The organism is Streptomyces guryensis (genome assembly GCF_021261325.1).
Taxonomy (GTDB): Bacteria; Actinomycetota; Actinomycetes; order Streptomycetales; family Streptomycetaceae; genus Streptomyces; species Streptomyces guryensis.
The window spans coordinates 41202-61679 of record NZ_JAJSBI010000002.1 but is presented as its reverse complement, the minus strand read 5'-3'; the positions used below and the strand labels follow the sequence as shown (position 1 = coordinate 61679).

At 71.0% G+C, this 20478-nt stretch carries 20 protein-coding genes; 6 read left to right on the top strand and 14 right to left on the bottom strand.

Annotated elements, in window-relative coordinates:
• Window positions 1-22 precede the first annotated feature (22 nt).
• The 6 genes from LJ657_RS04250 to LJ657_RS04225 form a co-directional block, all read right to left on the bottom strand.
• Window positions 23-709, bottom strand: a complete 687-nt coding sequence (locus LJ657_RS04250) for a response regulator (protein WP_232646854.1) — start codon at window positions 707-709, stop codon at window positions 23-25.
• Window positions 706-3252: an ATP-binding protein gene (locus LJ657_RS04245; RefSeq protein ID WP_232646853.1), complete on the bottom strand. Its 2547-nt coding sequence runs from the start codon at window positions 3250-3252 to the stop codon at window positions 706-708. The genes LJ657_RS04250 and LJ657_RS04245 overlap by 4 nt, the downstream gene beginning before the upstream one ends.
• Before the next feature lie 124 nt (window positions 3253-3376).
• A complete protein-coding gene (locus tag LJ657_RS04240) occupies window positions 3377-4555 on the bottom strand; it encodes an alginate lyase family protein (RefSeq protein WP_232647395.1) in 1179 nt (392 codons plus the stop codon).
• A gap of 263 nt (window positions 4556-4818) precedes the next feature.
• Complete coding sequence (locus tag LJ657_RS04235; protein WP_232646852.1) at window positions 4819-5580, bottom strand: DUF3710 domain-containing protein; 762 nt, start codon at window positions 5578-5580, stop codon at window positions 4819-4821.
• Window position 5581: 1 nt separating this feature from the next.
• The gene (gene dut, locus LJ657_RS04230) at window positions 5582-6133 is read right to left on the bottom strand and encodes a dUTP diphosphatase (RefSeq protein WP_232646851.1); all 552 of its coding nucleotides are present in this window, start codon (window positions 6131-6133) and stop codon (window positions 5582-5584) included.
• On the bottom strand, window positions 6130-6714 hold the full coding sequence (locus LJ657_RS04225; protein ID WP_232646850.1) for a PaaI family thioesterase: 585 nt from the start codon (window positions 6712-6714) through the stop codon (window positions 6130-6132). The genes dut and LJ657_RS04225 overlap by 4 nt, the downstream gene beginning before the upstream one ends.
• A gap of 58 nt (window positions 6715-6772) precedes the next feature.
• Here LJ657_RS04225 and LJ657_RS04220 point away from each other — a divergent pair, with 58 nt between their 5' ends.
• The gene (locus tag LJ657_RS04220; protein WP_232646849.1) at window positions 6773-7237 is read left to right on the top strand and encodes a DUF3093 domain-containing protein; all 465 of its coding nucleotides are present in this window, start codon (window positions 6773-6775) and stop codon (window positions 7235-7237) included.
• 6 nt (window positions 7238-7243) lie between these two features.
• Here LJ657_RS04220 and LJ657_RS04215 read toward each other — a convergent pair whose 3' ends face one another.
• The 4 genes from LJ657_RS04215 to LJ657_RS04200 all read right to left on the bottom strand — a co-directional run bounded on the left by LJ657_RS04215 (window position 7244) and on the right by LJ657_RS04200 (window position 10768).
• Window positions 7244-8170 (bottom strand): EcsC family protein, encoded by a 927-nt coding sequence (locus LJ657_RS04215; RefSeq protein ID WP_232646848.1) that lies wholly within the window; start codon window positions 8168-8170, stop codon window positions 7244-7246.
• Between the two features lie 13 nt (window positions 8171-8183).
• Window positions 8184-8480, bottom strand: coding sequence for a DUF4193 domain-containing protein (locus LJ657_RS04210; protein WP_005481602.1), 297 nt, complete (start codon window positions 8478-8480; stop codon window positions 8184-8186).
• Window positions 8481-8872: 392 nt separating this feature from the next.
• The gene (locus tag LJ657_RS04205) at window positions 8873-10108 is read right to left on the bottom strand and encodes a sensor histidine kinase (RefSeq protein ID WP_232646847.1); all 1236 of its coding nucleotides are present in this window, start codon (window positions 10106-10108) and stop codon (window positions 8873-8875) included.
• Between the two features lie 6 nt (window positions 10109-10114).
• Complete coding sequence (locus LJ657_RS04200; protein ID WP_003993508.1) at window positions 10115-10768, bottom strand: response regulator transcription factor; 654 nt, start codon at window positions 10766-10768, stop codon at window positions 10115-10117.
• Between the two features lie 427 nt (window positions 10769-11195).
• On the opposite strand from LJ657_RS04200, the gene LJ657_RS04195 reads away from it, so the two are divergent.
• A complete protein-coding gene (locus LJ657_RS04195) occupies window positions 11196-11360 on the top strand; it encodes a hypothetical protein (RefSeq protein ID WP_016432180.1) in 165 nt (54 codons plus the stop codon).
• Window positions 11361-11489: 129 nt separating this feature from the next.
• Here the strand turns inward: LJ657_RS04195 and LJ657_RS04190 are convergent, their stop codons facing one another.
• Window positions 11490-12305 carry an inositol monophosphatase family protein gene (locus LJ657_RS04190; protein ID WP_232646846.1) on the bottom strand — a complete coding sequence of 272 codons (816 nt, stop codon included), beginning with the start codon at window positions 12303-12305 and terminating at the stop codon, window positions 11490-11492.
• 8 nt (window positions 12306-12313) lie between these two features.
• Entirely contained in the window at window positions 12314-13441 is a 1128-nt protein-coding gene (locus LJ657_RS04185; protein ID WP_232646845.1) for a ferrochelatase, read from the bottom strand.
• A gap of 231 nt (window positions 13442-13672) precedes the next feature.
• Here LJ657_RS04185 and LJ657_RS04180 point away from each other — a divergent pair, with 231 nt between their 5' ends.
• The 3 genes from LJ657_RS04180 to sepH all read left to right on the top strand — a co-directional run bounded on the left by LJ657_RS04180 (window position 13673) and on the right by sepH (window position 17645).
• A complete protein-coding gene (locus LJ657_RS04180) occupies window positions 13673-14911 on the top strand; it encodes an MFS transporter (protein WP_232646844.1) in 1239 nt (412 codons plus the stop codon).
• Window positions 14871-16190: a D-arabinono-1,4-lactone oxidase gene (locus LJ657_RS04175; protein ID WP_232646843.1), complete on the top strand. Its 1320-nt coding sequence runs from the start codon at window positions 14871-14873 to the stop codon at window positions 16188-16190. Before LJ657_RS04180 ends, LJ657_RS04175 begins: the two co-directional genes overlap by 41 nt.
• A 402-nt stretch (window positions 16191-16592) precedes the next feature.
• A complete protein-coding gene (sepH, locus tag LJ657_RS04170; RefSeq protein WP_232646842.1) occupies window positions 16593-17645 on the top strand; it encodes a septation protein SepH in 1053 nt (350 codons plus the stop codon).
• Between the two features lie 217 nt (window positions 17646-17862).
• Here the strand turns inward: sepH and LJ657_RS04165 are convergent, their stop codons facing one another.
• On the bottom strand, window positions 17863-18723 hold the full coding sequence (locus LJ657_RS04165; RefSeq protein ID WP_232646841.1) for a sulfurtransferase: 861 nt from the start codon (window positions 18721-18723) through the stop codon (window positions 17863-17865).
• 275 nt (window positions 18724-18998) lie between these two features.
• Between LJ657_RS04165 and LJ657_RS04160 the strand changes: the two genes are divergently transcribed.
• On the top strand, window positions 18999-19802 hold the full coding sequence (locus tag LJ657_RS04160) for a VOC family protein (protein ID WP_232646840.1): 804 nt from the start codon (window positions 18999-19001) through the stop codon (window positions 19800-19802).
• A 16-nt stretch (window positions 19803-19818) separates the two neighbouring features.
• Here LJ657_RS04160 and LJ657_RS04155 read toward each other — a convergent pair whose 3' ends face one another.
• Complete coding sequence (locus LJ657_RS04155; protein WP_232646839.1) at window positions 19819-20463, bottom strand: thymidine kinase; 645 nt, start codon at window positions 20461-20463, stop codon at window positions 19819-19821.
• Between the last annotated feature and the right edge of the window lie 15 nt (window positions 20464-20478).

The following is a 20478-nucleotide window of genomic DNA, read 5'->3' as shown; positions in this document are numbered from 1 at the left end:
CGGGAGCTCGAACCGGCGCCCCTCAATTCTCGAACCGGTACCCCATACCGGGCTCGGTGATGAAGTGCTTGGGGTGCGACGGGTCGGCCTCCAGCTTCCTGCGCAGCTGCGCCATGTACACCCTCAGGTAGTTCGTCTCGGTGCCGTATGACGGGCCCCACACTTCCTGGAGGAGCTGCCGCTGGCTGACCAGCCGGCCCGTGCTGCGCACCAGCACTTCCAGCAGATGCCACTCCGTGGGCGTGAGCCGTACGTCCTTGCCGCCCCGGTTGACCTTCTTCGCGGCCAGGTCGACGGTGAACTGCTCGGTCTCCACGGTCGTCACGTCGTCCTCGCCGGCGCCGACCGGTTCGGCGCGGCGGACGGCGGCCCGCAGCCGGGCGAGCAGTTCGTCCATACCGAAGGGCTTGGTGACGTAGTCGTCAGCGCCCGCGTCGAGTGCCTCCACCTTCTCGTCGGAGGTGTGCCGGGCGGACAGCACCAGGATCGGCACCCGGGTCCAGCCGCGCAGGCCCCTGATCACCTCGACGCCGTCCATGTCGGGCAGCCCCAGGTCCAGGACGACCACGTCGGGGTGGCGGGCGGCGGCGAGCTGGAGGGCGGTGGCGCCGTCGTGGGCCGCGTCCACCTCGTACTTGCGTGCCTTGAGGTTGATCACGAGGGCGCGCACGATCTGCGGCTCGTCGTCAATGACCAACACGCGGGTCATGTGACCTGCCTTTCGGGTTCCGCCGGGTGGAGAAGTTCCTGGGCACGCGATCCTGCCGCGCGCAGGGTGAGGACCATGGTGAGGCCGCCACCCGGCGTGTCCTCGGCGTTGAGGGTGCCGCCCATGGCCTCGGCGAAGCCACGGGCCACGGCGAGACCCAGGCCCACGCCGGCCCCGCGCGGGGCGTCGCCGTAGCGCTGGAAGGGCTCGAAGATGCGCTCCTTGGCTTCGTCGGGGACGCCGGGTCCGCGGTCGACCACGCGTACCTCGACCCGGTCGGCGATGGCGCTGGCGGCGACCAGCACCGCCCGGCCCGGCGGGCTGTACTTGACGGCGTTCTCGACCAGGTTGGCCACCGACCGCTCAAGGAGGCCCGGGTCCACCTCGACCATGGGCAGGGTCTCCGGCACGTCCAGATCGACGCTGTCCTCGGGCACCCCGACCAGCGCCATCGGCACGACCTCGTCCAGGTCGACCTCACGGATCAGCGGGGTGACCGTGCCGGTCTGCAGGCGGGACATGTCGAGCAGGTTGCCCACCAGGTGGTCGAGCCGGTCGGCGCCCTCCTCGATGCCCTCCAGCAGCTCCGCCTGGTCCTCCTCGGACCACGCCACGTCGTCCGAGCGCAGGGACGACACGGCCGCCTTGATCCCGGCCAGGGGGGTACGGAGGTCATGGCTCACGGCGGCCAGCAGCGCCGTGCGGATGCGGTTGCCCTCGGCCAGCGCACGGGCCCGTTCGGCCTCCTCCTGGAGGCGCCGGCGGTCCAGTACGACGGCCGCCTGGGCGGCGAACGCGGCCAGCACCCGGCGGTCCTCGGCGGGCAGCACCCGGCCGGTCAGCGCCAGCGCCATGTGGTCCCCGGCCGGCACGTCGACGTCCGCCTCGTCCGGCCGCTGCACCGCGGGGCCGAGGCCCGCGCGGCCCGCGCAGGTCCACGGGTCGTGGTCGCCGGCCCGCTCCAGCAGGGCCGCCGACTCCATGCCGAAGGTCTCGCGGACCCGTTCGAGGAGCTCCTCCAGGCCGGTCTCGCCGCGCAGCACGTTGCCCGCGAGGAAGGACAGGATCTCCGACTCGGCGCGCAGCCGGGCCGCCTGGTGGGTGCGCCGGGCGGCCAGGTCGACCACCGAGGCCACCGAGACGCCGACGCCGACGAAGATCACGATGGCGACGATGTTCTTCGGATCGGCGATGGTCCAGCGGTGCAGGGGCGGTGTGTAGAAGTAGTTCAGCAGCAGTGAGCCCACCGCGGCCGAGGCCAGGGCGGGCAGCAGGCCGCCGAGCAGCGCCGCCGCGACCGTCACCGCCAGGAACAGCAGCATGTCGTTGGCGAGTCCGAGATGGATGGTGTTCAGGAGCACCGCCATGACCGCGGGGCCGAGCACGCCGACCAGCCAGCCCCAGATGATCCGCGACCGGCCCAGCCGCGCCCCGCGGGCCACCGGCAGCCCCCGCCCCTTGCCCGCCTCGTCGTGCGTGATCAGGTGGACGTCGAGGTCGGGGCCCGAGTCCCGGGCGACCGTCGCGCCGACGCCCGGCCCGAAGACGTACTGCCAGCTCTTGCGCCGTGAGACGCCCAGCACTATCTGGGTGGCGTTGACCCCGCGTGCGAAGGCGAGCAGCGCCGCCGGTATGTCGTCGCCGACCACGTGGTGGAAGGTGCCACCGAGGTCCTCCGCGAGGGTGCGCTGCACGGCCAGTTCCTTCGGCGAGGCGGCCGTCAGTCCGTCGCTGCTGGCTATGTAGACGGCCAGCACCTCGCCGCCCGCGCCCTTCTCGGCGAGGCGCGCGGCCCGCCGGATGAGGGTCCGGCCCTCGGGTCCGCCGGTCAGGCCGACCACGATCCGCTCCCGGGAGCCCCAGATCTTCGACACCCGGTGGTCGCTGCGGTACTGCTTCAGGTACTCGTCGACCCGGTCCGCCACCCACAGCAGGGCCAGTTCCCGCAGGGCGGTCAGATTGCCGGGCCGGAAGTAGTTCGACAGGGCCGCGTCGACCTTGTCGGGCCGGTAGATGTTGCCGTGCGCCATCCGCCGGCGCAGCGCCTCGGGCGACATGTCGACGAGCTCTATCTGGTCCGCCCGCCGCACCACCTCGTCCGGCACGGTCTCCCGCTGCCGTACCCCGGTGATCGACTCGACGACGTCACCGAGCGACTCCAGGTGCTGGATGTTGACGGTCGAGACGACGTCGATGCCGGCGGCGAGCAGCTTTTCCACGTCCTGCCAGCGCTTGGCGTTGCGGGAGCCGGGGACGTTGGTGTGGGCGAGCTCGTCCACCAGAGCCACCTGGGGGGCGCGGGCCAGGACGGCGTCGACGTCCATCTCGGTGAAGGTCGTGTCCCGGTACTCCAGCTCCTTGCGCGCCACCTGCTCCAGGCCGTGCAGCATCACCTCGGTGCGCGGCCGCTCGTGGTGCTCCACGAAGGCGACCACGCAGTCGGTGCCCCGCTCCACCCGCCGGTGCGCCTCGGAGAGCATCGCGTACGTCTTGCCGACACCCGGTGCCGCACCGAGGTAGATCCGAAGCTTGCCGCGTCCCATGGCCCCATTGTCTTCCGGTCACTGCTGCCCACGCAGCGTCGACCTTACGGCCGGCCATCGCCGTGAAAGGGCCCGGGAGCGGCCTCGGAGCCGTCTTTGACGGGATTCTGACGCCGTACTCGGTTCAGCTCGGGTTGTCCCCGTGGGTGAGGGTCTCCCAGGCGACGAAGAGGTTGTTGGTGCCGGCCGGGCGCTGCTGCTGGGTCAGTGTCCGGGTGTTGGCCATCGCGATGCCGAGGCGGTTGTGCAGGGCGTTGTAGCCGACCTCGGTGACGGGCCCGAGCCCGAGCTTCAGCGAGCCGCCGCACAGCCGGCTCGGGACGGCGGCACCCAGCTGGTACTTGGCCTGGAACCCGAGCGCCTGCCGCAGCCGCTCGCCGACGTCGGTGCCGTACAGGTCCTGGCCCTGGATCCGGCTGGTCTCGGCGATGTGCGAGATCGCGGAGATGCCGTACCCCGTGTGGGTGAGGTCGCGGCAGGTCTCCTGGGTGAGGCCGGTGACGAAGGTGGACTGCCCCTGCCAGTAGTTGACGATCTTCGCCTTGGTGTCGAGGTTCTGGCTGGGCACGGTCCTGGGCAGATCACCGTCGGAGGAGAGATAGACATACGCGGCCGTACGCGTCCGGAACTTCGCCATGGCCTTGTCGTACGACGTCCTGTCCTCCAGGAAGACGGAGATGCCGACCGCGGCCTCCATCATCGACAGCTCCCAATTGCCGTTGGAGTCGGAGCCGTTGATGATCTCGGGGAGGTAGACGTTCCGGAGCATGCTCGCGAAGCGGCCGGAGTTCGGCCAGCTGCCGGTGTACGTGTACTTGATGATCTCGGCGGCCTTCGGCCAGGAGGAGCCGGCCCAGCCGGTCTGCAGGGGCGCGTTGCTGTTGGTGTGCTCCCTGATCACGGCGGACCAGGCGTCCATCAGCTCGATCGACTTCTTCGCGTACCGGTCGTCGCGGGTGAGGTACCAGGCGAGTGCGTCGGTGTACGCGGCTATGGCGTCCTGGCGCTCGTCCGTGCAGCCGAGGTCGGGGTTCGAGTAGGAGCCGCACTCGACCGTCGCCCGCGGTTTCGGGGTGCGGTTCAGGTCGGCGTACTTGCTCGCCATCATCTGGTCGAACGCGCCCTTCCAGGGCTGCGCACCCGCATCAACCTTGCTGCGGGTGAAGTCCAACTGCGCCCTGGAGACGGTGACTCCGGGGTGCGCGAAGGCGGCGGGGGCGGCGTCGGCGTGGCGGGCGGCAGGCCAGGCGATCATGCCCACGACAAGAGCGGAGGCGGTCGCGAGGAGTGCGGTACGACGCATGGCGGGGGTCATCCGTTCTTATATATGAACGCGAAGCGCCTTTATGAACAGACGCGTTGAGCGGAGACCGTAGGTACAGACCAATGCGTCGTCAAGGGGTCACGCATGCAGAAGAGCCGCACCCAGCAGGGTGCGGCTCTCGAGCCGTGGCGCGCCTCAAAGGGGCCGGGGCTGTGACATCAGCGGCTCCGCCGCGGGGCGCGACCAGCCACAACGGTGCCGCCGGCAAGCCGCGCCCATCGCGGCTCAGCCCAGCGGAGCGCCTAGCGGACCTCGGTGATCTCCGGTCCGCGCTGCAGCTGCCCCATGCCACCGGAGAAGCGCGAGCCCTCCTCCTGCTGGACACCCTCGGGCATCATCTGAGCGTCGTCCGGCAGCTTGAGGACGATCGGGTCGCGGGGCGCCATCGGCCCCTCGCCGCGGACCACGACCGTGTCCCGGAAGATCTGCTCGAGCAGGCCGGCCGCCTGCGGCTGCACCGCGCCCTGGCCCGAGATCACACCGCGCAGGAACCAGCGCGGACCGTCCACACCGACGAACCGCACGACCTGGAAGCCGCCCGTGCCGTCCGGCAGCTGCACCGGCACCTGGGCCCGCAGCTCCCAGCCCAGCGGGCCCTCGACCTCGTCGATGATGCCACCCTGCTGGGTGATGCCCGAGCCGATCTCCTCGCGCACCTCGCCCCAGATGCCCTCGCGCTTGGGAGCGGCGAAGGCCTGCAGCTGGATGGCGCTGTCGCGCAGCACGACGGTCGCCGCGACGATCGCGTCGCCCGCGACCTCGACCCGCAGCTCCATGCCGTCGACGCCGGGCACGAAGAGCCCGCCCAGGTCCACCCGGCCCTCGGCCGGGTCGCGCACCTCGGAGTCGTCCCAGGGCCCGTCCGGCCGCGGCTCGGGCTCGAGCCTCACGCGCTCGCGCTCGCCCTCTTCGTCGTCCGCCTCAGTGTCGACAAAGTCGACGACCTGCTCGGCCTCGCCGGCCGCGTCCTCGGCGGCACCCTTCTTGTTGCGACGTCCGAACACGTCACTGTCCTTCCCGGTCGGATACGACCGAAGCGTATCGATTCCCACCCGTAGTGCCGCCCATGGCGGCCTCACCGCTTGCGCTGCCCGTCCCGGCCACCGCGGCATGACCTCCGGTGGACCCGAAGCCCCCTTCGGCCCGTGCCGAGCCGGGAAGCTCCGCGACCTCCTGGAAGCGGACCTTCTCGACCTGCTGGACGACCAGTTGGGCAATCCGGTCGAAGCGCTCGAACCGCACGGCCTCGCGCGGGTCGAGATTCACCACGATCACCTTGATCTCCCCACGGTACCCGGCATCAACCGTCCCCGGGGCATTCACCAGGGCGACACCGCAGCGGGCGGCCAGCCCGGACCGGGGGTGCACGAAGGCCGCGTACCCCTCGGGGAGGGCGATCGACACCCCGGTGGGCAGCACGACCCGCTCGCCCGGCTTCAGTTCACACCCCTCGGTGGTACGCAGATCGGCGCCCGCGTCACCGGGATGTGCGTACGACGGAAGCGGTACGTCGGGGTCGACGCGCCGGATCTGCACGTCCACGGGATCACGGCTCACGGGTTCACCTCGAAGGCACGGGAGCGCCGGCTCTGGTCCGGGTCGTTCATGGCGGCCCGGATCTCCTCCGGACGGCCGTTGTCGATGAAGTGGTCGACCTTCACCTCGATGAAGAGTGCGTCGGCGCGCACGGCCACCGGCCCGTCCGGGCCGCCGATGCGTCCGGTGGCTGACGAGTAGATCTTGCGGCCCGCGACCGCCGTGACTTCGGCCTCCAGATACAGCACCGTCCCGAGCGGGACGGGCCGCACGAAGTCGGTCTCCAGCCGTCCGGTCACGGCGATCGTCCTGAGCAGCCAGTTCAGCGAGCCGAGCGTCTCGTCCAGGGCGGTGGCCAGCACACCGCCGTGGGCGAGGCCGGGCGCCCCCTGGTGAGCGGGCTGGACGGTGAACTCGGCCGTGATGGTGACGCCCTCGCCGGCCCGCGCCGCCAGATGCAGCCCGTGGGGCTGCTCGCCGCCGCATCCGAAACACTGTTCGTAGTGGGCACCGAGCAGCTCACCGGGCGCGGGAGCATCGGGGTGCCGCACCGGTTTCACCGCGTCGGCGGGAGGCTTCAGGGACGGGGAAGTACCACTCACAGCCGCAGACCTTACCCGCGCGTCCGCCATATCCGGACACCGTGCCAAGCTTGGCTGCATGCAGCTCTCCGCCACCCCTTACGAAGAACGCCTCACCGCCCCCCGCTCGTGGTGGCTGATCTCCTTCCTGGTGGGCGTCTCCTTCGCCCTGATCATGCTGCCCTTCGGCACCCTGCCGCTGCTCGGCGGGCTGGTCGGCGGCACGGCGGCGATGGCGGTCGCGGCCAGCTCGTACGGCTCGGTCCGCATCCGCGTGGTGGGCGGCTCTCTGATCGCGGGCGAGGCGAAGATCCCGGTCACCGCGCTGGGCGAGGCCGAGATCCTGGACCCTGAAGAGGCGCGCGCTTGGCGCACCTACAAGGCCGACACCCGCGCCTTCCTCCTGCTGCGCGCCTACATCCCCACGGCCCTGCGTGTGGAGGTCACCGACCCCGAGGACCCGACGCCGTATCTGTACCTGTCGACCCGGGAGCCGGAGCGTCTGGCCGAGGCGCTGCGGACGGCCCGGGAGGCCGTGGCGTAGCAGCTCTCAGCCCGCTGAACCGTCCCCCAGCGCCAACGGCCGCTCCGGGGCCTCCAGAGGCGGGAGTTCGGGGAGCGCCTCCCAGGACACCTGCATCTTTCTCAGGTCCTTACGGATCCGCTCCGCGAGTTTCCTGGTGTCCCGGCGGTTCATGACCGCCCCTACGGCGGCTCCCACCATGAAGGGCATGAGGTTCGGCAGGTCGCGGACCATGCGTTTCATGATCTGCTGGCGCAGTTCGCGCTTCATGGGGCCGTTCAGCGCGGAGCTCACGCTCGACGGCTTGGTCACGTCGATCCCGCGCTCTCCCGACCAGGAGTTGAGATACGCGGTGCTGCGCTGCTTGAGATTGCCCGGCGGGCGTACGCCGTAGACCTCGTGGAGTTCGGCGATCAGTTTCAGCTCGATCGCGGCGACGCCGGTGATCTCGGCGGCCAGTTCCGTCGGCATCGCGGGCGGTACGGGCAGCATCGCCGCCGCTCCGATCCCCGCTCCGACCGTCGAGGTTGCGGCCGCCGCGCCCGCCACGAGCTTGTCCGCCAGTTGCTCGGGCCCCAGGCCCGGGAACTGCTTTCGGAGCGCCGCGAGGTCCCTTACCGGGATCCGCGGGGCGTTCTCGATGATCCGGTCGGCGACGTACGCCAGGCCTGCCCTGGCGGCGCTGCCGCCCTTGCGGACGCCTTCCCTGGCCTTGTCACGGATCACCGCCGCCCGCCGCTTGGCGACGGGCGCGGCGTTCCGCGACGGGGCCGGGAGGTCAGCCCGGCCGGCCGCCGGTTCGAGCGAGGCCGATCCTGTGGGCCCTGTCGTACCCGGTGTCGTACCGGATGGGCCCCGCTCGTCGTCACGCGCGCCATGAGGGCCGCCAGGCGGCCCTTCGTCCGCTCCCGGCAGGGGGGAGCGGCGCTTCCAAGGAGGGGTCGAGCCAGTCACGGCCGACCCGGCCTCAGTCGCAGTCGCGGCAGATCGGCTGCCCGTTCTTCTCCCGGGCCAGCTGGCTGCGGTGGTGCACCAGGAAGCAGCTCATGCAGGTGAACTCGTCCTGCTGCTTGGGCAGCACCCGGACGGCCAACTCCTCGTTCGAGAGGTCCGCGCCGGGCAGCTCCAGGCCTTCGGCGGCCTCGAACTCGTCGACGTCCACTGCGGACGTCGACTTGTCGTTCCGCCTGGCCTTCAGCTCTTCAAGGCTGTCCGAGTCGACGTCGTCGTCGGTCTTGCGTGGGGTGTCGTAATCCGTTGCCATGTCGCTCTCCCCCTCTGGGTGTCTGCGGTGTCTCCAGCGCACGTAACGCGTGAGAGGCCGGACTTGTGCCCGACCCGAGGCGGAGATTTTGCCTCACATCAAGGTCTGTTACTCAATCGACACCCAACCGGACTCCTCAAGAGTGATCGGCTTGGATGGCGAACGGGACCGTACACGGTCCCCTGCCGCTCTTCAAAGGCGTCTCACCCTGTACTTCCCGTGATCAGGACACCCGAAAACCCGGATTTTCCCGGCTTTACGGCAGCCCGCATGATCACGGAGAGTAGATGGCTCGAAAATCGCCCTTGTGATCGATCACACATGGGATGCACCGTTCGGCGGCCAGAAAATTCCGCGCAAAGCGAACATCCCCGTGTGTCGGCGACATGATCTCAGATCGGCAGCGCCACGCGCATCACGAGCCCACCCCCCTCACGCGGCTGCGCCGAGATGTGCCCGCCGTGGGCCCGGGCCACGGACCGGACGATGGAAAGACCCAGGCCGACGCCCTTGTCGCTCCCCGTGCGCTCCGTGCGCAGTCGCCGGAAGGGCTCAAAGAGATTGTCGATCTCGTACGCCGGTACGACGGGTCCGGTGTTCGACACGACCAGGACCGCCTGGCCGTGCTGGACCTCGGTCGTGACCTCGACCCAGCCGTCGTCCGGCACGTTGTACCGCACGGCGTTCTGTACGAGGTTCAGGGCGATGCGCTCCAGGAGCACACCGTTGCCCTGTACGACCGCGGGTTTCTGCTCGCCGCGGATCACCACGCCCTTGGCGTCCGCTTCCGAGCGGACCTGGTCGACGGCCTGCTCGGCGACCTCGGCGAGGTCGACCGGCTTGCGCTCGACGATCTGGTTGTCGCTGCGGGCGAGCAGCAGCAGGCCCTCGACGAGCTGCTCGCTGCGCTCGTTGGTGGCCAGCAGCGTCTTGCCCAGCTGGTGCAGCTCCGCCGGGGCGTTCGGGTCGGACAGGTGCACCTCGAGGAGCGTGCGGTTGATCGCGAGGGGCGTGCGCAGCTCGTGCGAGGCGTTGCCGACGAAGCGCTGCTGGGCGGTGAAGGCACGCTGCAGGCGCTCCAGCATGTCGTCGAAGGTGTCGGCGAGTTCCTTGATCTCGTCGTCCGGGCCGTCCAGCTCGATCCGGCGGGAGAGGTCCGAGCCGGCGACCGCGCGCGCGGTGCGCAGAATCCTGCCGAGCGGGGAGAGCACCCGGCCGGCCATCGCGTAGCCGAAGGCGAAGGCGATGATCGCGAGGCCGAGCAGGGCGAGCAGGGAGCGGCTGAGCAGGTCGTCGAGGGCGTGCTGGCGCTGGATGGCGTCGCAGTTCTTGAGGATCGAGCTGACCTCGCTCAGCGGTGCCGAGTTCACGGCGGGGCAGGTGGTGCTGGTGATGTCGAAGTTGCCGGACACGGAGAACGCCTGGCCACTGCCCTCATGGAGGGCCTGGGCCGCCAGCAGGTAGATGATCGACAGCAGCAGGATGCCGGCGATCAGGAACATGCCGCCGTACAGCAGCGTGAGCCGTATGCGGATGGTCGGGCGCAGCCAGGGGAACGGCGGTTCGGGTTTTCTGGGGTCCCAGGTGGGCTTGGGGGGTGCCGTGGGGAGAGCGGGTGTTGCGGCCATCGCGCATCAGATCCGGTAGCCGGAGCCGGGCACGGTGACGATCACGGGCGGCTCGCCCAGCTTGCGGCGCAAGGTCATGACGGTCACGCGCACGACGTTCGTGAACGGGTCGGTGTTCTCGTCCCAGGCCTTCTCCAGGAGCTGCTCCGCGGAGACGACGGCACCCTCCGAGCGCATCAGCACCTCCAGGACGGCGAACTCCTTGGGCGCGAGCTGGACCTCCTTGCCGTCGCGGAAGACCTCGCGGCGGTTGGGGTCGAGCTTGATGCCCGCCCGCTCCAGGACCGGCGGCAGCGGCACACTGGTGCGCCGGCCGAGGGCACGCACGCGTGCGATGAGCTCGCTGAACGCGAACGGCTTGGGGAGGTAGTCGTCGGCGCCGATCTCCAGTCCCTCGACGCGGTCGCTGACGTCGCCGGAGGCCGTGAGCATCAGCACGCGCGTGGGCATGCCGAGTTCCACGATCTTGCGGCAGACGTCGTCGCCGTGGACGAGCGGGAGGTCGCGGTCGAGGACGACCACGTCGTAGTCGTTGACGCCGATGCGCTCCAGGGCGGCCGCACCGTCGTACACGACGTCGACGGCCATGGCCTCCCGGCGCAGTCCGGTGGCCACCGCATCGGCGAGCAGCTGCTCGTCCTCGACGACGAGTACGCGCACGTCGCTTGTCCTTCCTGTGTCCACCCGCGTAGCGCCCACAAGGGCACACGCGGGCAGGGGCCTGCATGAGTGTGTGCCTCCATCCTGCCCTTTTCGGTCATAAGTCGGCGGTAAGGCGGGTGCGCGGGGATGAGGGCAGGATGAAGGACAGGTGTGGGACCCGGGAATGCGAGATTTTCTCGCCGGGTTGAGGTTTCCGTGGAAGGGAGCGGGGGGAGGACGGTTCATACCCCGCGATCACGCTCTGCTAGTGCCGCAACACCATGCGGCACGGCGCAATCCGCTTTCCGCAGAGTGGGCGTGGGTGTCCGGCACCGTCGCCACCCCCGGCGCCCGTGTGCCGGGCACCTGCTGGAGACGTGATCGCCCCTTCCGAACGGCACACCCCCGTGCCACCGACCCACGACCCAGGACGAGGGGGCGCAGCATGGACGCATTCACCGCAGGACTTCTGCAGCGCATAAGGACGACCGAGTCCGACCTGACGCGGGCTCGCGACGAGGGCGACGACTTCCTCGTCGAGGTGGAGCAGGGCGAGCTCGACGACCTGCGCCGCCTCGCCGCCGAGCACGGTGTGGAGGTCGGCGCCTAGCGTCTGCGTCTGATCAGCGCGTACGTACGACAGCGGGCCCCCGGCGAATCCAGCGCCGGGGGCCCGCTGTGTTGTCGTACGACGGCGTTCACCCGCCGTTGGCCAAGATGCCGCCCGGCGGTACGGCCGTCAGTCGTGCCAGGCGCCGAAGTCCTCCAGGAGGCGCTGGAGGGGCTCGAAGACGCCCGGGGTACCGGCAACCGTCAGAGGGTGTGCGGGGCGCTCTCCGGGGCGTCCACCGGTCAGCGCGCCCGCTTCCCGGGCGATGAGGTCGCCGGCCGCGAGGTCCCACGGGTGCAGCCCCCGCTCGTAGTAGCCGTCGAGGCGGCCGGACGCGAGGTCGCACAGGTCGACGGCGGCCGAGCCGCCCCGCCGGATGTCGCGCAGCAGGGGGATCAGCTTCCGCGCGACCTCGGCCTGGTGGGTGCGGACCTCGGTGACGTAGTTGAAGCCCGTCGAGACCAGCGCCTGGTCGAGGGGCGGCGCGGGTCGGCAGGCCAGCTCGCGCTCGCCCTCCCAGGCGCCCGTGGCGCGGGCGCCGCCGCCGCGGACCGCGTGGTAGGTCTCGCCGCGCATCGGGGCCGCGACGACCCCGACGACGGTCTCGCCGTCCTGCTCGGCCGCGATGGAGACAGCCCAAGTGGGCAGCCCGTACAGGTAGTTGACCGTGCCGTCGAGCGGGTCGATCACCCAGCGGACGCCGCTGGTGCCCTCGCTGGAGGCGCCCTCCTCGCCGAGGAAGCCGTCGTCCGGGCGGTGGGCGGAGATCAGGTCCGTGATCAGCTTCTCCGCCGCGATGTCCATCTCGGTGACCACGTCGATCGGGCTCGACTTGGTCGCGGCGACCGCGAGGTCGGCCGGGCGGCCGTCCCGCAGCAGCTCCCCGGCGCGGCGGGCGGCCTCCTGGGCCAGCGTGAGCAGTTCCTGGTGCAGGGGGTCGGTCACGGGGCTCCTCACACGTAGGGGCTGTCGGCGCCCGCGGCGGCCGGGCGGGGGGCACGGGCCGGGCAGCAGCCGACCGGGCAGAGGTTGTGGCTCGCGCCGAGCGCGCCCAGGGCGCAGGGCGTGACGTCCTCGCCGCGCTCCACGGACGCCCGCTCCAGGACGAGGTCGCGGACCGCGGCGGCGAAGCGCGGGTCGGCGCCGACGGTGGCCGAGCGGCGCATCGGCAGGCCCAGCTCCTCGGCCTTCGCCCTGGCCTCCGTGTCGAGGTCGTAGCGGACCTCCATGTGGTCGGAGACGAAACCGATGGGGGCGATGACGACGGCCGGGACGCCGGCCGCGTGCCGCTCCTCCAGGTGGTCGCAGATGTCGGGCTCGAGCCAGGGGATGTGCGGGGCGCCGGAGCGTGACTGGTAGACGAGCCGCCAGGGGTGGTCGACGCCGGTGCGCTCGCGGACCGCGTCGGCGATCAGCTGAGCCACCTCGAGGTGCTCTTCGACGTACGCGCCGCCGTCGCCGTGGTCCTCGACCGGGCCGGAGGTGTCCGCGGACGCGGTCGGGATCGAGTGCGTCGAGAACGCGAGGTGCGCGCCCTCCCGAACGTCCTCGGGGAGGTCGGCCAGGGACTGCAGGACACCCTCGATCATGGGCTCCAGGAAGCCCTCGTGGTTGAAGTAGTGCCGGATCTTGTCGATCCTCGGCAGCTCCAGGCCCTCGGCCTCCAGCTCGGCGAGCGAGTCGGCGAGGTTCTCGCGGTACTGGCGGCAGCCCGAGTACGAGGCGTAGGCGCTGGTGGCGAGGACCAGGATGCGGCGGCGGCCGTCGGCGACCATCTCGCGCAGGGTGTCCGTCAGATAGGGCGCCCAGTTGCGGTTGCCCCAGTAGACCGGGAGATCCAGGCCGTGCTCCGCGAAGTCCTTGCGGAGGGCGTCCAGCAGGGCGCGGTTCTGGTCGTTGATGGGGCTGACCCCGCCGAACAGGAAGTAGTGCTGCCCGACTTCCTTCAGGCGTTCCTTGGGGATGCCTCGCCCGCGCGTCACGTTCTCCAGGAACGGGACCACGTCGTCCGGGCCCTCCGGGCCGCCGAACGAGAGCAGGAGCAGGGCGTCGTAGGGGGTGGCATCGAGCGCGTCTGACATGGGTCGATCCTGCCACCCGGCACTGACAGCCGGGAAACGGCGGGGTGACGAACGGGGGCGGGCCGCCTTCCGGACATGTTCACCGGCCGAATCGCCGGGTGCATTAGGGTGACCTCGCTCGTAAGCTGTATCAGTTGAATTCGCACCTTACCGATCCGTAGCCAGCACCTTGTCGTGGTCGACACCTTGTCGTAGCCAGCACCTTTCTGAGCCGTAGCCATCGGAGACCCCGTGCCCAGCCCCTACCGCGCCCTGTTCGCCGCCCCCGGCACCAAGGGCTTCTCCGCCGCGGGTCTCCTCGGCCGGATGCCGCTGTCGATGATGGGCATCGGCGTGGTCACGATGATCTCCCAGCTCACCGGGCGCTACGGGCTCGCCGGTGCCCTGTCGGCGACCATCGCGCTCGCGGCCGCGGCGATCGGGCCGCAGATCTCCCGGCTGGTGGACCAGCACGGACAGCGCAGGGTGCTGCGGCCCGCGACGCTCGTGGCACTCACCTCGGCGGCGGGCCTGTTGCTCAGCGCGCACTTCGGGTGGCCGGACTGGGTGCTGTTCGTGTGCGCCGCCGGCATCGGTTCCGTGCCGAGCCTCGGCGCGATGATCCGGGCCCGCTGGGCGGCCCTGTACCGGGGCACCCCGCAGCTGCACACCGCGTACTCCTTCGAGTCCGTGGTGGACGAGGTGTGCTTCATCTTCGGGCCGATCATCTCCATCGGCCTGTCCACGGCCTGGTTCCCGGAGGCGGGGCCGCTACTGGCCGCCTGCTTCCTGGCGACCGGCGTGTTCTGGCTGACCGCGCAGCGCTCCACCGAGCCCGAGCCGCACCCCCGGGAGAAGCAGGGCGGCGGTACGGCACTGCGCGCGCGTGGCCTGCAGGTACTGGTGGCCACCTTCGTGGCGACCGGGACGATCTTCGGTTCCGTCGACGTGGTCACCGTGGCCTTCGCCGACGAGCGCGGGCACAAGGCCGTCGCGAGCCTCGTGCTCGCGCTGTACGCGGCGGGTTCCTGCGTGGCGGGGGTCGTGTTCGGGCTGCTGCACTTCAAGGGGGCGGCCGGACGTCGCTGGCTGCTGGGCATATGCGCGATGGCCGTGAGTATGATCCCCCTCCTACTGGTCGGAAACTTGCCGTTTCTGGCCGTGGCGCTGTTCGTTGCGGGCCTGTCCATCGCTCCCACGATGATCACGACGATGTCCCTGATCGAAGAGCACGTACCACGCGCGCAGTTGACCGAGGGCATGACCTGGGTGAGCACCGGCCTGGCGGTCGGTGTCGCGCTCGGCTCCTCGGTGGCCGGCTGGGTCATCGACGCGGCCGGCGCGCGGGCCGGGTACGGGGTTCCGGCGGTGTCCGGGGCCGTCGCGGTCGCGGTCGGTTTCCTGGGGTACCGCCGGCTCAGCAGGCCGGCTCCGCGTCGGGGAGGCACCGTTGAGCAGCACAGCGAGCGGGAAGAACGGCACGTGGCGTAACTGGGGCGGCAACGTCACGGCCCGTCCCGCGCGGGAGGTCGAGCCGGCCTCCGTGGAGGAACTGTCCGCGGCCGTACGGCAGGCCGCTCAGGACGGGCTGACCGTGAAGGCCGTCGGCACCGGGCACTCCTTCACCTCGATCGCCGCGACCGACGGTGTGTTGATCCGCCCTCAACTGTTGACCGGCATCCGCAAGATCGATCGCGACGCCATGACGGTCACGGTGGAGGCCGGCACCCCGCTCAAGAGGCTCAACCTGGCTCTGGCCCGGGAGGGTCTGTCGCTGACCAACATGGGCGACATCATGGAGCAGACGGTCTCCGGAGCCACCAGCACCGGCACGCACGGCACCGGCCGCGATTCGGCCTCGATAGCCGCCCAGATCAAGGGCCTTGAGCTGGTCATCGCCGACGGCTCGGTGCTCACCTGCTCCGAGAAGGAGAATCCGGAGGTCTTCGCGGCCGCCCGGATCGGCCTCGGCGCCCTCGGTGTGGTCACCGCGATCACCTTCGCCGTGGAGCCGATCTTCCTGCTCACCGCGCGCGAGGAACCGATGCCCTTCGACAGGGTGCTCGCCGAGTTCGACGAACTCTGGACCGAGAACGAGCACTTCGAGTTCTACTGGTTCCCGCACACCGGCTCCACCAACACCAAGCGCAACAACCGCAGCGCGGGCCCCGAGAAGCCGGTGAGCCGGATCGCAGGCTGGTTCGAGGACGAGTTCCTCTCCAACGGCGTCTTCCAGGTGGCCCAGTGGGTCGGCCGCGCGGCGCCCGCGACCGTCCCGACGATCGCCCAGATCTCCAGCAAGGCCCTGTCCGCGCGCACCTACACCGACATTCCGTACAGGGTCTTCACCTCACCTCGCCGGGTGCGCTTCGTGGAGATGGAGTACGCCGTCCCGCGCGAGGCCCTCCCCGAAACGCTGCGTGAACTGAAGACGATGGTGGAGCGCTCCGACCTGAGGATCAGCTTCCCCGTCGAGGTGCGTACGGCTCCCGCCGACGACATCGCCCTGTCCACGGCGTCGGGCCGCGACAGTGCGTACGTCGCCGTCCACATGTTCCGGGGGACGCCCTACCAGGCGTACTTCACCGCCGCCGAGCGCATCCTCACCGCCCACGAGGGCCGGCCGCACTGGGGCAAGGTGCACACGCGGGACGCCGAGTACTTCTCCGGGGTCTATCCGCGCTTCGGCGAGTTCACGGCGCTGCGGGACCGGCTCGATCCGGACCGGCGCTTCCAGAACGACTACCTGCGGCGGGTGTTGGGGCCGTAGCCATTGGTTCCGTTTCTGCCGATTCCGTGAACTACGCCACGTCCAAGATCCCCGAAACCCCGCAACGGGCGGCCGGGTCCGGTCCGTTGCCAGAAGTTGGGCGGCGCGCCAATCCACGCACGTGGCCCGAATGGAGTACTGTTGCGAGCCCTGGGTCCGGCCTCCCGCCAGGACGTCCGTGGCCTTCAAGGGCGGCCGGGAGGGGGCTAGTTGCACAGGGTGACGGAGTTGGTCACTTAGCGTTGCGAATAGGTAACCGTGCCATAACGGCGATCCAGGGCCCTGGCCCGACACGCCGGGCAACTCGGCAAGGTTGTGGCAGGCTGCACCCGGGCAGGCCACACTCGACTAGCGGAAGCAGCGACGCACGTGACGTCGGCAGGCACCACCCGGGAGGTCCCCATGCCCGAACTGCGTGTCGTGGCCGTCTCGAATGACGGCACACGGCTGGTGCTGAAGGCTGCCGACGCAACGGAGTACACGCTTCCGATCGACGAGCGGCTGCGCGCCGCCGTCCGCGGCGACCGGCCCCGCCTCGGCCAGATCGAGATCGAGGTGGAGAGCCATCTCCGCCCCCGTGACATCCAGGCGCGTATACGCGCCGGTGCCTCCGCGGAAGAAGTCGCCCAGCTCGCCGGTATCCCCGTCGACCGCGTACGACGCTTCGAGGGCCCCGTGCTCGCGGAGCGCGCGTTCATGGCCGAGCGGGCCCGCAAGACGCCCGTCCGTCGGCCCGGTGAGAACGCCGGGCCGCAGCTCGGCGAGGCCGTCCAGGAGCGACTGCTGCTGCGCGGCGCCGAGAAGGACACCGTGCAGTGGGACTCGTGGCGCCGCGACGACGGCACCTGGGAGGTCCTGCTGGTCTACCTGGTCGCGGGCGAACCGCACTCGGCGAGCTGGACGTACGACCCGCCCCGGCGGCTCGTCCAGGCCGTCGACGAGGAGGCTCGCTCGCTGATCGGGGAGTCCGAGGACCTCGCGGCGCCGGAACCCAGCTTTCCGTTCGTCCCGCGCATCGCACGGCTGCCGCGTGACCGCCCGCTGGACCGTTCCCTCGACCGGGAGCGTCCGAGCCTGCCGGCACAGGCGTCCGAGCCCTCCGACGAGAGCACGGGTGAACGGGACTCGCTGACCAGCCTGTTGGAGGCGGTACCGAGTTTCCGCGGCGACCTGGTGGTCCCGGAGCGCCCCGCAGAAGCGTCTCCTCCACCGCCACCGCCGGAGGAGCCCGCCGCCGCCGAACCCGAGGAGGAGGAGCCCCCAGCCCCCGCGGCCTCGGCCGGTTCCGCCTACGCGGACGTCCTCATGCCCCGCTCCGTCACCAGCCACCGCGACCGCCTCGTCGGCGCCACGGACCGCCAGGCCGAGGCCGACGGCGTCCGCCCGGGCCGCCGCGCGGCGGTACCCAGCTGGGACGAGATCGTGTTCGGGACACGGCGCAAGAAGCAGGAGTAGTCAGCCGTACGGCCGCGCAGACGGCCGTACATGAGTGAGGGCCGCGCCGACCGGGCGCGGCCCTCACTCATGTACGGCCTGCAGGCATTCGTACCGCTTCCGGCAACACCCCACCCTGCGCGGCCTGCGGGCATTCGTGCCGCCCAGGGCGGCACGGGTGGGCGCAGGCGGCACCCGGCCGGCGCCGGCGAGCCCGCTCCCCCGCGGCACCCCAGGGCTACTGGGGATCAGCCCCCACGGCAACCGGCCGTGACGAATCCTGCGACCACTCCGACCACGAGCCCACGTACAGCGCCGCGTCGATCCCCGCGACCGCCAGGGCCAGCACCTCGTGCGCCCCGGAGACACCCGAGCCGCAGTACACACCGACCGGCGAACCGTCGGCGGCGCCGAGCGCCTTGAACCTCTCGGCCAGTTCCTCGGCGGGCAGGAACCGGCCGTCGGCCCCCCCGTTCTCGTTGGTGGGCGCCGACACCGCCCCGGGGATGTGCCCGCCGACCCGGTCGATCGGCTCCACCTCCCCGCGGTACCGCTCCCCCGCCCGCGCGTCGAACAGCACCCCGGCCCGCGCGAGTCCCGCCGCGCCGTCGGCGTCCAGCAGCCCCGCACCGCCCGGAACCGGCTCGAAGTCGCCCTCCGCGGGCGCGGGGGCCGACGTCTCCAGCGCCCCCTCCCACGACGGCAACCCGCCGTCGAGGACCCGCACGTCCGGGTGACCCGTCCAGCGCAGCAGCCACCACGCGCGGGCCGCCGCCCAGCCCTGCCCGCCGTCGTACACGATCACCGGAGTCCCGGCCGAGACGCCCGCCCGTCGCATGGCGGCACCGAAGACCTCCAGCTCGGGCAGCGGGTGACGGCCGCGTTCGCCGGGCGCGGAGGCGAGTTCCGAGTCCAGGTCGACGTAGACGGCACCGGGGATGTGCCCGGCCGCGTAGGCGGCCCGGCCGTCGAAGGGCGGTTCGCCGGCCGCCTTGGCCACACTGAGCTGCCAGCGGACGTCGAGCAGTACGGGCGGGCGCGGCCCCGCCAGGCCACTCGCGAGTTCGGAAGCGGAGATGATGGCGTTCATGGCCACCATCCTTGCGCACGGGGTGGCCGCTTCGTCCAGGTCCGGCTACTCTGCTCCGCCGGACAGGCCCGATCACGAGGCGTACGGGTTCGGGCACATGCTGTACAGCTGATCGACACCCGTCGGCAATCGCACAGAAACGGACGACAAACCGCACACCGGGCATCCTCCTGGCATGCGGCGCGCCCGGAGCGCGCGGTCGCATCTGTGGTGCGAGCATCTGCACGGAGATCCGGAGTGCGGAAGCGACACGGCGACCGCGAGGGGTCGAGGAGAGAGTGACGATGACGGAGGCACGGCGGTCGGCCGGCCCGAACGGCGAGGCGCACGCCCAGCACGCGCCCGGCACGCCCTGCTGGGTGAGCCTGATGGTGCACGGACTGGCCGCGACCCAGGACTTCTACGGTTCGCTGTTCGGCTGGGAGTTCCAGCCGGGCCCCCAGCAGCTCGGCCCGTACGCACGGGCCCTGCTCGACGGCTACGAGGTGGCCGGCATCGGCCAGCTGCCGCCGGACCGCCATCTGCCGATCGCCTGGACGCCCTACCTCGCCTCGGACGACGTGGACCTGACGGCCGAGACGGTGCGGCTGTGCGGCGGCACGATCGGGGTGGGCCCCCTGGACGCCGCCGAGGCCGGGCGTCTCGCGATCGGCTCGGACCCCTCCGGCGCCGTCTTCGGCATCTGGCAGGCGGCCGAGTACCTCGGCACTGCTCTCACGGGCGTGCCCGGCACCCCGGCCTGGAACGAGCTGCTGACCTTCGAGTCGGCGAGCGTGGCCAAGTTCTACGAGACGGTCTTCGGCTACGAGGAGGAGCCGGTCGTCTCCGCCGACTTCGACTACGTGAGTCTGCACGTCGGGGGCCGTCCGGTCGCCGGTATCCACGGCGTGGGCACCGCCCTGCCGCGCGACCGGGGCCCGCACTGGATCACGTACTTCGAAGTCGCCGACACGGACGAAGCCGTCGTCCGCCTCGTGGACCTGGGCGGTCATGTCCTCAAGTCCCCGAGGGACAGCGCCCACGGGCGCGTGGCCACGGTCGCCGACCCCGAGGGCGCCCGCTTCTGCCTGATCGAGAGCCCGCGCTGAGCGCAGGGCGGTCCTTCTAGGCCTGCGAGACCGGCAGCACGTCCGGGGAAAGCGTCGCCGAGCCGGATGTCGTCGCCGTCATACGGCGGCGGTGGTGGCGGCGGCAGAGGACCTCGTAGCCGACGGCCTCCGACTGGTTGACGTCGCCGACGACGACCTGCGCGCCCTCGACGACCATGGCGCCGCCCACCGTCCGGGCGTTGTGTGTGGCGCGCGCGCCGCACCAGCACAGGGCCTCCACCTGGAGGACCTCGACGCGGTCGGCCAGCTCGACAAGGCGCTGGGAGCCGGGGAACAGCTTGGTGCGGAAGTCGGTCGTGATGCCGAAGGCATAGACGTCGAGGCCCAGGTCGTCGACCACGCGCGCGAGTTGGTCTATCTGCTCCGGCGCCAGGAACTGCGCCTCGTCCGCGATGACGTAGTCCGCGCGGCCGCCCTGCGAGAGGTGGTCGACGACGTAGGCGTACAGGTCCTGCCCGTCCTCGACCTCCACCGCGTTGGTGACCAGGCCGAGACGGGAGGAGAGCTTGCCCTCGCCCGCGCGGTCGTCACGGGTGAAGATCATCCCTGCCAGGCCACGTGCCGAACGGTTGTGCTCGATCTGCAGAGCCAGCGTCCTTTTGCTTGGGAATCCACCATTTCCGGAGAGCGCCGCCGACATGAGATCGAGGGTCTT

Excerpts from the sequence above, each read along its gene's own strand:
- LJ657_RS04160 (WP_232646840.1), top strand. The coding sequence starts at position 18,999 with ATGACGGAGGCACGGCGGTCGGCCGGCCCGAACGGCGAGGCGCACGCC.
- LJ657_RS04195 (WP_016432180.1), top strand. The coding sequence starts at position 11,196 with ATGGACGCATTCACCGCAGGACTTCTGCAGCGCATAAGGACGACCGAG.
- LJ657_RS04210 (WP_005481602.1), bottom strand. The coding sequence starts at position 8,480 with ATGGCAACGGATTACGACACCCCACGCAAGACCGACGACGACGTCGAC.
- LJ657_RS04155 (WP_232646839.1), bottom strand. The coding sequence starts at position 20,463 with ATGTCGGCGGCGCTCTCCGGAAATGGTGGATTCCCAAGCAAAAGGACG.
- LJ657_RS04205 (WP_232646847.1), bottom strand. The coding sequence starts at position 10,108 with ATGGCCGCAACACCCGCTCTCCCCACGGCACCCCCCAAGCCCACCTGG.
- LJ657_RS04245 (WP_232646853.1), bottom strand. The coding sequence starts at position 3,252 with ATGGGACGCGGCAAGCTTCGGATCTACCTCGGTGCGGCACCGGGTGTC.
- LJ657_RS04240 (WP_232647395.1), bottom strand. The coding sequence starts at position 4,555 with ATGCGTCGTACCGCACTCCTCGCGACCGCCTCCGCTCTTGTCGTGGGC.
- LJ657_RS04165 (WP_232646841.1), bottom strand. The coding sequence starts at position 18,723 with ATGGTGGCCATGAACGCCATCATCTCCGCTTCCGAACTCGCGAGTGGC.
- LJ657_RS04185 (WP_232646845.1), bottom strand. The coding sequence starts at position 13,441 with ATGTCAGACGCGCTCGATGCCACCCCCTACGACGCCCTGCTCCTGCTC.
- sepH (WP_232646842.1), top strand. The coding sequence starts at position 16,593 with ATGCCCGAACTGCGTGTCGTGGCCGTCTCGAATGACGGCACACGGCTG.
- LJ657_RS04250 (WP_232646854.1), bottom strand. The coding sequence starts at position 709 with ATGACCCGCGTGTTGGTCATTGACGACGAGCCGCAGATCGTGCGCGCC.
- LJ657_RS04220 (WP_232646849.1), top strand. The coding sequence starts at position 6,773 with ATGCAGCTCTCCGCCACCCCTTACGAAGAACGCCTCACCGCCCCCCGC.